Genomic DNA, 12,834 nt, shown 5'->3' on the forward strand with positions numbered 1-12,834 from the left:
GACGGCCCGGAAAGGGCGAGAATGGCCCCATGACTCACGGCGATGACTTCCGGATCGAGCACGACACCATGGGCGAGGTGCGGGTGCCCGCTCAGGCGCTCTGGCAGGCGCAGACCCAGCGGGCGGTGGAGAACTTTCCCATCTCGGGCACACCCATCGAGCCTGCCCTGATCGCCGCGCTGGCCCGGATCAAGGGGGCGGCGGCGCAGACCAATGCCAGACTCGGAGTCGTCTCGTCGGAGCGGGCGGCAGCCATCGTCCAGGCCGCGCGCGAAGTCGCGGCAGGTGATCACGATAGCGAGTTCCCCATCGACGTCTTCCAGACCGGCTCGGGTACGTCGAGCAATATGAACGCCAACGAGGTGATCGGCACCCTGGCGAGCCGGATCCTCGGCGACAAGGTGCACCCGAACGACCATGTGAACGCCTCACAGTCCAGCAACGATGTGTTCCCCAGCGCGATCCATATCGCCTCCACCGACGGCCTGGTCCATACGCTGATCCCGGCGCTGCGGCATCTCGAACGATCACTCGGCGCCAAGGCAGACGAGTTCGCCGAGGTGGTGAAGAGCGGCCGCACCCACCTGATGGACGCCACCCCGGTCACCCTCGGCCAGGAGTTCGGTGGCTACGCGGCGCAGATCCGGTACGGCATCGAACGGATCGAGTCCGCACTGCCCCGGGTGGCGGAGCTGCCACTCGGCGGCACCGCGGTGGGGACCGGCATCAACACCCCGGCGGGGTTCGCGGCGTCAGTGATCAGCACCATTGCCGACGAGACGGGTCTCCCGCTGACCGAGGCCAGAGACCACTTCGAGGCGCAGGGTGCCCGAGACGGTCTGGTGGAGGCGTCGGGTGCGCTGCGGACCATCGCGGTCAGCCTGACCAAGATCGCCAACGACCTCCGCTGGATGGGCTCCGGTCCACGAGCCGGGCTGGGTGAGATCGCCCTGCCCGATCTGCAGCCCGGCTCATCGATCATGCCTGGCAAGGTCAACCCGGTGCTCGCTGAAGCGACCACCATGGTCTGCGCCCAGGTGATCGGCAACGACGCCGCGGTGACGTTCGCCGGGGCCTCGGGCAACTTCGAGCTGAACGTCATGCTGCCGCTGATCGCCCGCAACGTGCTGGAGTCGATCCGGTTGCTGGCCAACGTCAGCAGGTTGCTCGCGGACCGTTGCGTCGACGGCATCGAGGCCAACACCGAGCGCTGCCGCACGTTAGCCGAGTCGTCGCCCTCCATCGTCACCCCGCTGAACAGATACATCGGGTACGAGAACGCCGCAGCCGTCGCCAAACGAGCGCTTAAGGAGGAGCGAACCATCCGCGAAGTCGTCATCGAGAGCGGCTTCGTTGCGGATGGGAAGCTCACCGAGGAGCAGCTCGACGAGGCCCTCGATGTGCTGGCGATGACGCGCCGGCCGCAGTAGCGCAGCGCCCGACCCTTCGACAGGCTCAGGACCCGCCCTTCGACAGGCTCAGCACACGGGTGGCGCGGTTGGGCCCTTCGACAGGCTCAGGGCGCTGTGCCGCACATGCTCTCAGCTTGCCGAAGGGCGCTCATACCGCCCTTCGACGGGCTCAGGGCACGTGTGGCCCGGTGGCCCTTCGACGGGCTCAGGACACGTGCGGGTTGGACTCAGTACCAGTGATGACCCTGCTTGAAGGACCAGGCGCTGCACGGGGTGCCGTACACCGAGCGGACGTACTGCAGGCCCCAGCGGATCTGGGTGGCCGGGTTGGTCTGCCAGTCGGAGGCGACGCTCGCCATCTTGTTGCCCGGAAGTGCCTGCGGGATGCCGTACGCGCCGGAGCTCGAGTTGGTGGCGTGGATGTTCCAGTTGCTCTCTGACTTGATCAGGCTGTCGTAGCAGGAGAACTCGCCAGCTCCCCAGGAGAACTTGTTGCGCATGATCTGGCGGGCGATTTCTCGCGGGTCTGTGGTACCAAGGGCGTAGCCCTGTGCGGCGGCCTTGCGGCGACGCTCCACCGCCTTGCGCTTCCGCTCGGCCGCACGCTCTTTCTCGATGGCCTTGCCGCGCTCCTTGATATCGCTGCGCTGCCGCGCCAAAGCCTTGGCGCGCTTGGCCGCAGCCTCCTTCGCCTTCGTGGTCAAAACGCCACGTTCCGCCGAACGGGTGTCTCGACCTGCCCGCTGGGACCAGTCCCGGTCCAGCTGAGCATGGTCCGACCGACCCTGGCCCAGCGGCGCCGCCTCCGTGCTGGCGGAGCCGACGGCTGGCGCCACGACACTGGCACTCTGGTCCGCAGCCGACGAAGCGCTCAGGCTGCTGGCGACGACTCCGCCACCCAGGGCGGAGACGGCGAGGGCGACAAGGGCGTGTTGGGTGAGGCGGCGCACTCGCACACCCTGCCACAGAAAAGGTAACGATTTGAAATCGGAGCCAGACCACTATTGCCGCTGGTCTCATTGTGCGCTAAAGCGGAACATCCTCCAGCATCTCGGTAACCAGGGCCGCGATCGGCGACCGCTCGGACCGGTGCAGGGTGACGTGTGCGAACAGCGGATGACCCTTGAGCTTCTCCACCACGGCAACCACACCGTCGTGCCGGCCGACCCGGAGGTTGTCGCGCTGAGCCACGTCGTGCGTCAGCACCACGCGGGAGTCCTGACCGATCCGGCTCAGCACCGTCAGCAGGACGTTGCGCTCCAGCGACTGCGCCTCGTCCACGATGACGAACGCATCGTGCAGCGACCTTCCACGGATATGGGTCAGCGGCAGCACCTCGAGCAGGCCTCGATCGAGAACCTCCTCGATGACCACCTTCGACGTGACCGCGCCGAGGGTGTCGAAGACGGCCTGCGCCCATGGCGCCATCTTGTCCCCCTCGCTGCCAGGCAGATAGCCGAGCTCCTGTCCGCCGACGGCATAGAGCGGGCGGAAGACCACGACCTTGGAGTGCTGGCGCCGTTCGAGCACCGCCTCCAGCCCTGCGCAGAGAGCCAGCGCCGACTTTCCGGTCCCGGCCCGGCCACCCAAGGAGACGATGCCCACCGACGGGTCGAGCAGCAGGTCCAGCGCGACTCGCTGCTCAGCCGACCGGCCGTGGAGGCCGAACGCGTCGCGTTCTGCCCTGATCAGCTTCAGCTCCTTCTGCGGGGTCACCCGGGCAAGGGCCGAGCCCGAGCCCGCGAGCAGCACTACTCCGGTGTGGCAGGGCAGGTCGCGCGCCTCGTCCAGGTCGACGGTCCCCTCGTCGTAGAGCCGGTCCAGTACGTCGGTACCGACCTCGACCTCGGCCATTCCGGTCCAGCCCGACTCAGGCGCCAGCTCGGCCCGGTATTCCTCGGCAGGCAGTCCGACCGCCGACGCCTTGACCCGCATCGGCAGATCCTTCGACACCAGGGTCACCGCCCGGCCCTCGGCTGCATAGTTCAGCGCCACCGCCAGGATCCGCGAGTCGTTGTCGCCCAGTCGAAACCCGGCCGGCAGTACGTTCGGGTCGGTGTGGTTGAGCTCGACGTGCACGGTGCCGCCGTCGTCGTTGACCGGCACTGGCGCATCGAGCCGGCCGAACCTGATCCGCAGGTCGTCGAGGTGGCGTAGCGCACTCCGGGCGAAATACCCCAGCTCGGCGTGGTGCCGTTTTGCCTCCAGCTCGGTCACGACGACGAGCGGAAGCACGACATCGTGCTCGGCGAACCGGCGTAGCGCATGAGGATCGCTGAGCAGCACCGAAGTGTCGATGACGTAGGTCATCCGGGCTGGTTCGGGTGCGGGCCGCGCAGACACGGACTGCCGGGGTGTTGAGCTGACACTCATAGACACAATCTGTCCTTCTGGAGGCCGCACACCCGCAGAGTGCCCGGCCCCACTGGTTAGGTGGCTGGCCGGGATGGGTCTGGGCCCGGTGCGGGCCCGCGTGCCAAGCTCGATGGAGCCGGACGGCGCATCTGATGTCCTCCCGTACGGTCCGCTTCCCCACGGCCCGTACTGAGAAAGTACGTCGGTTCCGCGCACCACATCGGGAGCCACGCCGCATGTCATGGAATCGTCACGGGCCTGTCACCTCGGCCGCGTACCGCTCCCCTTCTTGGACATCGATCCGACCTTCGTGATGATTGTGGACCATGCAGCGACGCCGAAGGGATGTCCCATCGTGACCCACCAGGAGAGCGCCCGGCCCCAGGGCCAGCGCTGGTCGGCTTCCGAGCCGACGCGACTCGTCGCCGACGACTGTGGCCCCGCGGTCCTGACCGCCGGGGCGAGCCGACGCCCAGACTCGTTGCGGGTCGCTCGCCACCAGCCCGACCCCTACTACTGGGTCGAGAACTTCAACCTGGACAGCGACTACCTGGAGTGGAGGGTGGACAGCGATGAGGCGGCTCACTTCGAGGCCACGCTGCTGGTATCGACTGCGGAGGACACTGCGTTCACCCTGACCAACCTGACCACCGGTCGGGCGGTGGCCGCCATCAGCCACGGCTACGGCTGGGATCGGCTCACGTTGGGCTCGCTGCTCCTGCCGCAAGGAACGTCGACGCTGCGGCTCACCCGGAACGCGACCAGCACCGCCGACGTCCCGGTCAAGTCGCTCGAGCTGCTGCCGACCGCGACCAGGGAGGAGTATCTTCGCCGGGTCAGGGCAGCCAAGGTCGACAGTCAGTGGCTGACGGACGCCCGGTACGGCCTGTTCTTCCAGTACGGCGGCTGGTCGTACCCGCCGACCGGGGAGAGGAAGTCGATCGAGGACCAGTGCCGCGACTTCGACGTCGAGCGGTTCGTGGCGATGGTGCTCGCCAGCGGGGCCGGCTATGTCATGTGGTCCTATACCTGGGCGAGCTTTGAGGTCCAGGGACCGAATCCGGTGATCGACCGCATCCTGGGGCATGGCGACAACACCAGCCGCATCGACCTCATCCTGACCCTGGCCCGGGCCCTCAAGACCCAGGGCATCCGGTTCCTGCTGTACTACCACAACGGCCACGACGAGGACCCTGCCTGGTGGGAGAAGCAGTGCTTTCCGGCCGGCTACCGGGAGACGGGGGTCGGTGACAAGTCGATCTTCGAGCGGAACTGGATGAAGATCATCAGCTGGATCGGTGAGCACTTCGGCGAGCTGCTGGACGGGTTCTGGTTCGACGACGGCGCCTACTACTACCCGACGGACTTCGAACGGTTGCTGACCGCCGCCCGGACCGGGAACCCGCAGCGGATCGTCTCCTACAACAGCTGGGTTGGCCCGACCCTGACGAGTTTCCAGGACTACCGCTCAGGCGAGGACTACGACGGCGGAGTTGAAGGCGGGACCGTGGTCGGACCGGACGGCGTCTACCTGACCGGCCGCACAGCGGCGTCCGCGGGCATGCCCACTACATGCTCAACCAGGACTGGGGCGTGCATGAGCCGGACACGACGATCATGCTGGTGCGCAGCCCGGAGCAGGTCCTCGGCGACATCGCCGCGGCTGCGGTCACCAGGACGGCGATGTCGATCACGCCGATGATGTATGAGGACGGCTCGATCGATCCGGACACGTTCGAGGTGCTGAAGATGCTGAAGGTGGCCTTCCGCGACAGCGACTCCGGCCTTCAGGCGCCGTAGCGACGTTCCCGTTGCCCGTACGCCCGAAGCGCCCGGATGAAGTCCACCTTCCGGAAGTCCGGCCAGAGAGCCTCGCAGAAGTAGAACTCGCTGTGCGCCGACTGCCACATCAGGAAGCCGCTGAGCCGCTGCTCGCCGGAGGTCCTGATGATCAGATCCGGGTCCGGCTGTCCCTTGGTGTAGAGGTGCTGGGCGATGTGCTCGATGTCCAGCGTCTGGGCCAACTCCTCGATCGAGCTGCCGTTCGCGGCGTGCTCGGCCAGCAGCGACCGTACCGCGTCCCGCAGCTCGTGCCGACCGCCATAGGACACGGCGATGTTCACCAGCATGCCGTCGATGTCGGCGGTCTCGCGTTCCGCGGCGCGTAGCCGTTCGGCCGTCTCCGGCGGCAGCAGGTCGAGCGCACCGACCGGATGCACCCTGAACCTCCGGGTCCTGGCCAGGTCGGCGACCATCGTCTCGATCACCTCCAGCAGCGGCCCGATCTCCTCCTCCGTGCTGCGGGTGAAGTTGTCCGTCGACAGCACCCACAAGGTCACCAGCCGGATGCCGAACTCGTCGCACCAGTCGACGAACTCCTTCAGCTTGTCGGCACCGGCCTGGTAGCCCGCAACCAGCGGCTTGCCGGGTGCGTTGGCGCGCGCCCAGCGGCGATTCCCGTCAGCCAGGACGGCGACGTGCTGAGGCAGCCGGCTCCGGTCGAGCTCGGCAGTGAGCCGGTGCTCATAGGTGGCATACAGCAGGCCCGACGGGTGCAGGCGATCAACGAACTCGCGGAACCGGTCGAGTCTTGCCATGAGTTGCAGCGTACGCCGGGTGGCCGCAGGACAGTCGGAGGGGACACGTTGTTCGACCCGGTCGGCAAGAATGGCCACATGCAGCTTCCGATCATGCCCCCGGTGTCCCCGATGTTGTCCAAGTCGGCCAAGGCGATCCCCAAGGGCGACTACAGCTTCGAGCCCAAGTGGGACGGGTTCCGATCGATCATCTTCCGCGACGGCGACGAGGTCGAGATCGGCAGCCGCAACGAACGGCCGATGACCCGCTATTTCCCGGAGCTGGTGGAGGCGTTCAAGGCGCAGCTGCCGCCGAGGTGCGTGGTCGACGGCGAGATCATCCTGGTCGGCCCGTCCGGGGACCGGTTGGACTTCGATGGGCTGCAACAGCGCATCCACCCGGCGAACAGCAGGGTCACCATGCTCTCCAAGCAGACGCCGGCTCGGTTCGTCGCCTTCGACCTGCTGGCGCTGGACGACACCGACCTGACCGGCCGGCCGTTCGCCGAACGACGGGCCACGCTGGTGGAGCTGCTGGGTTCGTCGATGGGGCCGGTGCACCTGACTCCCGCGACCCTCGACAACAACGTGGCCGAGGAGTGGTTCGAGCAGTTCGAGGGAGCCGGGCTCGACGGTGTCGTCGCCAAGCCGCTGGCCGGTACCTACCAACCGGGCAAGCGAACCATGATCAAGATCAAGCACGAGCGGACCGCCGACTGCGTGGTGGCCGGCTACCGGGTACACAAGAGCGGCCCCGACAAGATCGGCTCCCTGCTGCTCGGGCTGTACGACGACGACGGCACGCTGGTCAGCGTCGGCGTCATCGGGGCCTTCGCCGATGCCCGGCGCAAGGAGCTGTTCACCGAGTTGCAGCCGCTGGTGACCACCTTCGACGACCACCCGTGGGCCTGGGCCAAGCAGGAGGAGGGAACCCGTACACCCCGCAACTCCGAAGGCAGCCGCTGGACCGGCGGAAAGGACCTGTCCTTCACCCCCCTCAGCCCCGACCTCGTGGTCGAGGTGCGCTACGAGCACATGGAGGGGGTGCGGTTCCGGCATACCGCGCAGTTCTCCCGCTGGCGCCCCGACCGCGATCCCCGTTCGTGCACGTACGAGCAGCTGGACGAACCGGTGAAGTTCGACCTTGGGGAGGTCCTCGCCCCTCAGGCCCGCTGATCTGGGGCGGGCTGCTGGTGGCGGCGGGCGTCTCCGGTCCCCCTGCGGAAAAACTCATCAGAACGCGAGTTTTGTGCGGGCTGAGGCGGCTTTCCGCGTGGAATTCTCATCAGAACGCGACTATTGCGGGGAATTGGGCTCATTCCTGACAGAAGTCCTCACAACGCGACTTTGCGGAACTCTTCCCTCTATCCACCCTGTACGGACGGAAAACTCGCGTTCTGATGACTTTTCGGTTCCCCCAGCTCTGGTGCCTTGAAGCATCCAATTCTCGACTTGTGTCGAGTTTTCGGAAGGACCCGGCCACAAGAGGGAGCCTGGTCGCTGACCGAGCCTAAGCAGAAAATGGAACGGTCGCCGCGCGGACACCGATTGATCAGAAGGTACGGCCGGGGCGCGGAGCCGGGGGCGATATCGCGCCGTGAGGAGGAACACGCCGGCAGCTGATTCGCTCTGCCGACTCCAGCCGGTACGCTCAACCTACGGAACCGTAACCTACGGTGAGTCAAGTCTGGGTTTCCCCGCAGCGTCCGAGGGAGAAGAATGCGAAGCATGGCACGCCTCGAGGACCACGAGCCCGACCATGACGAGCTGGACGCGGTCATCCGGCAGGTCAAGCCCCGGCTCCGCGGCTGGTTGCACGCAGCAATGACACCGCTGGCACTGGTCGCTGGCATCGTCCTGGTGGTGCTCGCCCCGACCACACTGGGCAAGGTCGGGGGAGCCGTCTTCCTGGTCGCATCACTGCTGCTGTTCGGCACCAGCGGCCTCTACCACCGGTTTCACTGGAGCAGCAGAGCCGAGGCGATCCTCCGGCGGATGGACCATGCCAACATCTTCGTCTTCATCGCCGCGACCTATACACCGTTCGCGCTGATGATGCTGAGCGACGGCTCGCGCGTGCTGCTGCTCAGCCTGGTCTGGGCTGGCGCCTTCGCCGGGCTGCTCTTTCGGCTGTTCTGGCTTCACGCGCCACGCTGGCTGTACACGCTGCTCTACCTGGTGATGGGCTGGGCCGCCATCGGCTGGCTCAAGCCCTTCTACGACAACGGGGGCCTCGCCGTGCTGCTGCTGATCTGCGCCGGAGGTCTGCTCTACACCGTCGGCGCAGTCGTCTACGGCCGCAAGCGGCCCGACCCGTGGCCGACCTGGTTCGGGTTCCACGAGATCTTCCACGCCTGCACGATCGCCGCCTTCACGGTGCACTACATCGCGATCTCGCTGGTCACCTACCGAGCCGGCTGACCCCGCTCCAGCTGGGCGACCAACGCGTCGAGGTCGGTGACGGGCAGCCGGCAGATGAAGTGCCGGCAGACGTACGCGGTCGGCTGATCGGAGACCGTCGTCCGGTTGGCCAACAACGGGAACCCCGCGGAGTCGGGCAGCCCGGCGACGATGACCGATCCGGCAGGAGCGTGCAGGTAGGCGGCGCGCCGCAGTTCGGCGGTGGCCGGGTCGTCCGGAGCGCCGACGATGGCCACCTGCACCGGGGGCGCGAGCGTCCTGCTGACGGCGTCGGCGAACAGCCAGCCCGCGAACCGGGGGGCGCTGCGGACCAGCGCCGCGTTGGTCGCCGCAGCCGCCTCAGCCAGCGCAGCGCGCCGGTCGTCGCCGCCGAGCTGGGCCATCAGCTCGAAGGCATGCACCACACTGCTGAGACCGGACGGGGTCGCATTGTCGGTGGGATCCTTCGGCCGCGCATACAACGCCTCGGCGTCGGCCGCCGTGTCGAAGTATCCACCCGAGCCGTCCGCGAACTGTTCCTCGACCACCGACAGCAGCTCAGACGCCCGCCCGACCCAGGCCGGGTCGAGCGTGGCCATGCCGACCCTGGCGAAGGCTTGCGCCACGGCCGCGTAGTCCTCCAGGATTCCGGGGGCATCGCCGACCCGGCCGTCGCGCGAGGTCCGCCGCAGCCGACCGTCCACCCAGTGCGTCTGCCACAGCAGCTCGGCTGCGCCAACCGCCGCAGCCAGCCAGTCGGAGCGGTCGAAGAGCATCGCGGCCTGCACGAGCGACTCGACCAGCCATCCGTTCCAGGCCGCAACGACCTTGTCGTCACGGCCGGGTCGTGAGCGGCGCTCGCGGGCGGTGAACAGCCGCTGCCGCACCGCCTGCAGCCGCTGCGGGTCGACCTCATGCAGCAGTTGCAGGGTGGAGAGCCCGTGCTCGAAGGTGCCGTCGTCGGTCACGGTGAAGCACTCCGCCGCCCATCCACCGTCCTCCTCGCCCAGCTCTGCGACCAGCTGAGCGCGGTCCCAGGCGTAGAAGGCTCCCTCTTTGAGCTTGCCGGCGGCGTCGAGAGAGTCGGCGTCAAGGCTGGCGGCAAACCCACCCTGGTCGGTCCGCATCTCCCGGACGAGCCAGTCCACCGTCTCGTGCACAACCCGGGCGGCCAACGGGCTATCGCTCAGTCGCCACCAGTGGGCGTACACCCCGAGCAGCAGGGCGTTGTCGTAGAGCATCTTCTCGAAGTGCGGCACCACCCACTGGGCGTCGACGCTGTAGCGGGCGAAACCACCGCCGAGCTGGTCATAGATGCCACCCCTGGCCATCGCGGTCAGGGCCTGCTCGGCCATAGTCGTCGAATCCTCGTCACCCAGCCGGAGCAGTGCCTCCAACACCATCGAGGGCGGGAACTTCGGCGCCGATCCGAAGCCGGCGTTGATCGGGTCGAAACCCCGAGCCAGCTCGTCCCGCGCCGCGGTCAGGTCCGCCGCGGTGAGCGTCGCGGCATCGGCCACCACCTGCCGCTGTGCCAGTTGCTCGACGATCTGCTCGGCACTGCCCAGCACCTCCCCGGGCCGTTCCCGCCAGGCGGTGGCGACGGCGTCAAGCACCTGCCGGAACGAAGGCAACCCGTGATGCGGGATCGGTGGGAAGTAGGTGCCGGCATAGAAGGGTTTGCCCTGCGGAGTGAGGAAGACGGTCATCGGCCAGCCGCCCTGGCCCGTCATCGCCTGGGTGGCCTGCATGTACACCGCATCCACGTCGGGCCGCTCCTCGCGATCCACCTTGACGGGGACGAAGTCTGCGTTGACCTGGGCCGCGGTGTCGACATCCTCGAAGGATTCGTGTGCCATCACGTGGCACCAGTGGCAGGCGGCGTAGCCGACCGAGAGCAGGATGGGGCGGTTGAGCTCGCGCGCACGAGCGAACGCCTCCTCGCCCCACTCCTGCCAGTCGACCGGGTTGTCCTTGTGCTGCAGGAGGTACGGGCTGGTCGCATTTTCCAGTCGGTTCATGCTCGGGAACCTTCCGCTCGTCCGGGACGGTGATCTTCTCTGGGGCGACTCAACGGTGGTCGTCCTGGCGATGGACCGGTCATCCGAGCCGCACGGAGCCGTCTTCGGCGAGCGTCCAGTCCGGGTTGTGGGCCACCTCCCACGGATGCCCGTCCGGGTCGAGGAAGATCCCGGAGTACCCGCCCCAGAATGTCTCCGCTCCGGCCCGTCCGAGCGTCCCCCCTGCTGCGGTCGCGGTAGCCAGCACCTCGTCGACCTCGGCCGGCGAGCGGACATTGTGCGCCAGCGTGACGCCACCCCAACCACCGGTGTCCACCACTGCGGAGTCCTCGGCGAGCTGGGTCCGGTCCCACAGGGCCAGCACCAGGCCACCGGCCTGGAAGAAGACGACATCCGCACTCGCTGGGCCGGACGCCTTCCATCCCAGAGCCTGATAGAAGCCGCGGGCCCGGTCGAGGTTGCGGACCCCCAACGTGATCAACGAGATGCGCTGTTCCATCCGATTCCTCCCCTCTAACCCCACAATCGCCGGCGACGACGACTGCTACTTCTGGAGGCCGTTCCCGGACCGCAGCCGGTCGATGTGCTGGGACGCCTCGGCCTTCGACATCGACGCCGGCAGTTCCTCCCCCGCCTGCCGGGCCAGCGTGTCGAGATAGCTCTTCTGCGCCTCGGTCATCGGGTCGTCGCCGCTCACCCACTCGCTCGGATCCTTTTCCAGGGTGTTGTCAGCGCCGGATTCGGTGGCGCCGATGTACTCCTCGGCGCGGGCGTCGGCAGCGTCGTGGTCGATGTTCTGCTCGCTGTTCGGTTCGGTCATCCCCACAGACTAGGGGCAGCGACTGACAGTCTCGGTCGCACCCGCGCTCTCGGCGTGCAGCATGACGCCGGGCGAGCCGACCGACCACCGGGAACCCGCGTTAGGGTGAGGCTCAGGGCAGCCTGCCGGTCACCTGGGCGCCGTCAGCTGTAGATCGACCACGGAACGGAGCACATGATCGTGAGGACAATGACCGGGATCACGCTGCCGGGGGGCAGCGTCGTCGAGCGGGCCGAGGTCCCCATCCCCGAACCCGGCTTCGGTCAGGTGCTGGTCGAGGTGCGCGCATCCTCGATCTGTGGCAGCGACATCCGCGCCATCTACCGCGAGCACCTGGGCAGCGGCGCCGAGGCCTACCAGGGTGTGATCGCCGGCCACGAGCCGTGCGGCCAGATCGTCGCCGTCGGGCCGGGGTGCACTGAGCGTGCGGTTGGCGACCGCGTCGTGATCTACCACATCTCCGGCTGTGGACAGTGTGCGGAATGCCGGCACGGCTACATGATCGGCTGCGAGTCCGAGAGCCGCGCAGCCTACGGCTGGCAGCGCGACGGGGGCCACGCGCCCTATCTGCTGGCGGAGGAGGAGACCTGCCTCATCCTTCCCGACGAGTTGACCTACGAGGACGGGGCGCTGGTCTCCTGCGGGTTCGGCACGGCCTACGAGGGTCTGCTCCGCCTCGACGTGTCGGGCCGGGACCAGTTGTTGATCACCGGCCTCGGGCCGGTCGGGCTGGCGGCCGGGATGCTGGCCAAGGCGATGGGCGTTCGTACGGTCGTCGGCACCGACCTGTCAGCGGAGCGGGCGGCGCTGGCGGTCGAGCTTGGCGTTGTCGATCATGCCCTGTCCGGGACCGATGTCGCTGGCGAGCTCAGTTCGCTCGCCGGCCGGCACGGCTTCAGCGCGGCCATCGACTGCTCAGGAAGTGGCGCCGGTCGCCTCGTCGCTTTGGAGCACCTGCGCACCTGGGGGCGGTGTGCCTTCGTCGGTGAGGGCGGCGGTGTCTCCTTCGACGTCTCGCCACTGCTGATCCACAAGCAGGTCACCCTGTATGGGTCGTGGGTGACCTCGCTCAGGCATATGGAGGATCTGCTGGAGCTGCTGCCGCAGTGGCAGATCCACCCCGACGCCATCGTCACGCACCGGTTCGGGCTCGACCAGGCCGCCGAGGCGTACCGGCTGGCCGACGGAGGGCAGGCCGGCAAGATCTGCCTGATCCCCACCCAGGCAGGCTGAGCCGGCCCGCCTCCCCA

General features: G+C 67.8%; 11 protein-coding genes. 5 read left to right on the forward strand and 6 right to left on the reverse strand.

What is annotated here, in order from left to right:
* Positions 1-29 precede the first annotated feature (29 nt).
* On the forward strand, positions 30-1,430 hold the full coding sequence (locus JOE57_RS04570) for a class II fumarate hydratase (protein ID WP_204916608.1): 1,401 nt from the start codon (positions 30-32) through the stop codon (positions 1,428-1,430).
* Positions 1,431-1,639: 209 nt separating this feature from the next.
* On the opposite strand, the gene JOE57_RS04575 is transcribed toward JOE57_RS04570, so the two are convergent.
* On the reverse strand, positions 1,640-2,362 hold the full coding sequence (locus JOE57_RS04575; RefSeq protein ID WP_204916609.1) for an aggregation-promoting factor C-terminal-like domain-containing protein: 723 nt from the start codon (positions 2,360-2,362) through the stop codon (positions 1,640-1,642).
* A 76-nt stretch (positions 2,363-2,438) separates the two neighbouring features.
* Positions 2,439-3,815: a PhoH family protein gene (locus JOE57_RS04580; protein WP_420827667.1), complete on the reverse strand. Its 1,377-nt coding sequence runs from the start codon at positions 3,813-3,815 to the stop codon at positions 2,439-2,441.
* A 307-nt stretch (positions 3,816-4,122) separates the two neighbouring features.
* Between JOE57_RS04580 and JOE57_RS04585 the strand changes: the two genes are divergently transcribed.
* A complete protein-coding gene (locus tag JOE57_RS04585; protein WP_204916611.1) occupies positions 4,123-5,469 on the forward strand; it encodes a hypothetical protein in 1,347 nt (448 codons plus the stop codon).
* Positions 5,470-5,554: 85 nt separating this feature from the next.
* Here the strand turns inward: JOE57_RS04585 and JOE57_RS04590 are convergent, their stop codons facing one another.
* Complete coding sequence (locus JOE57_RS04590) at positions 5,555-6,364, reverse strand: isoprenyl transferase (protein ID WP_204916612.1); 810 nt, start codon at positions 6,362-6,364, stop codon at positions 5,555-5,557.
* Between the two features lie 78 nt (positions 6,365-6,442).
* On the opposite strand from JOE57_RS04590, the gene JOE57_RS04595 reads away from it, so the two are divergent.
* Both JOE57_RS04595 and trhA read left to right on the forward strand, forming a co-directional pair.
* A complete protein-coding gene (locus tag JOE57_RS04595; RefSeq protein ID WP_204916613.1) occupies positions 6,443-7,519 on the forward strand; it encodes an ATP-dependent DNA ligase in 1,077 nt (358 codons plus the stop codon).
* Positions 7,520-8,071: 552 nt separating this feature from the next.
* Positions 8,072-8,764 carry a PAQR family membrane homeostasis protein TrhA gene (gene trhA / locus JOE57_RS04600; RefSeq protein ID WP_239578838.1) on the forward strand — a complete coding sequence of 231 codons (693 nt, stop codon included), beginning with the start codon at positions 8,072-8,074 and terminating at the stop codon, positions 8,762-8,764.
* Here the strand turns inward: trhA and JOE57_RS04605 are convergent.
* The 3 genes from JOE57_RS04605 to JOE57_RS04615 all read right to left on the reverse strand — a co-directional run bounded on the left by JOE57_RS04605 (position 8,749) and on the right by JOE57_RS04615 (position 11,584).
* The gene (locus JOE57_RS04605) at positions 8,749-10,764 is read right to left on the reverse strand and encodes a thioredoxin domain-containing protein (protein WP_204916615.1); all 2,016 of its coding nucleotides are present in this window, start codon (positions 10,762-10,764) and stop codon (positions 8,749-8,751) included. The genes trhA and JOE57_RS04605 overlap by 16 nt on opposite strands.
* 79 nt (positions 10,765-10,843) lie before the next feature.
* The gene (locus tag JOE57_RS04610) at positions 10,844-11,263 is read right to left on the reverse strand and encodes a VOC family protein (protein WP_204916616.1); all 420 of its coding nucleotides are present in this window, start codon (positions 11,261-11,263) and stop codon (positions 10,844-10,846) included.
* A gap of 45 nt (positions 11,264-11,308) precedes the next feature.
* The gene (locus JOE57_RS04615) at positions 11,309-11,584 is read right to left on the reverse strand and encodes a DUF3072 domain-containing protein (protein WP_204916617.1); all 276 of its coding nucleotides are present in this window, start codon (positions 11,582-11,584) and stop codon (positions 11,309-11,311) included.
* Positions 11,585-11,773: 189 nt separating this feature from the next.
* Between JOE57_RS04615 and JOE57_RS04620 the strand changes: the two genes are divergently transcribed.
* Positions 11,774-12,817, forward strand: coding sequence for a zinc-dependent alcohol dehydrogenase family protein (locus JOE57_RS04620; protein ID WP_239578839.1), 1,044 nt, complete (start codon positions 11,774-11,776; stop codon positions 12,815-12,817).
* The last annotated feature ends 17 nt before the right edge of the window (positions 12,818-12,834 follow it).

It is taken from the genome of Microlunatus panaciterrae, from assembly GCF_016907535.1.
Taxonomy (GTDB): Bacteria; Actinomycetota; Actinomycetes; order Propionibacteriales; family Propionibacteriaceae; genus Microlunatus; species Microlunatus panaciterrae.

Excerpts from the sequence above, each read along its gene's own strand:
- JOE57_RS04605 (WP_204916615.1), bottom strand. The coding sequence starts at position 10,764 with ATGAACCGACTGGAAAATGCGACCAGCCCGTACCTCCTGCAGCACAAG.
- JOE57_RS04615 (WP_204916617.1), bottom strand. The coding sequence starts at position 11,584 with ATGACCGAACCGAACAGCGAGCAGAACATCGACCACGACGCTGCCGAC.
- trhA (WP_239578838.1), top strand. The coding sequence starts at position 8,072 with ATGGCACGCCTCGAGGACCACGAGCCCGACCATGACGAGCTGGACGCG.
- JOE57_RS04570 (WP_204916608.1), top strand. The coding sequence starts at position 30 with ATGACTCACGGCGATGACTTCCGGATCGAGCACGACACCATGGGCGAG.
- JOE57_RS04590 (WP_204916612.1), bottom strand. The coding sequence starts at position 6,364 with ATGGCAAGACTCGACCGGTTCCGCGAGTTCGTTGATCGCCTGCACCCG.
- JOE57_RS04595 (WP_204916613.1), top strand. The coding sequence starts at position 6,443 with ATGCAGCTTCCGATCATGCCCCCGGTGTCCCCGATGTTGTCCAAGTCG.
- JOE57_RS04620 (WP_239578839.1), top strand. The coding sequence starts at position 11,774 with ATGACCGGGATCACGCTGCCGGGGGGCAGCGTCGTCGAGCGGGCCGAG.
- JOE57_RS04610 (WP_204916616.1), bottom strand. The coding sequence starts at position 11,263 with ATGGAACAGCGCATCTCGTTGATCACGTTGGGGGTCCGCAACCTCGAC.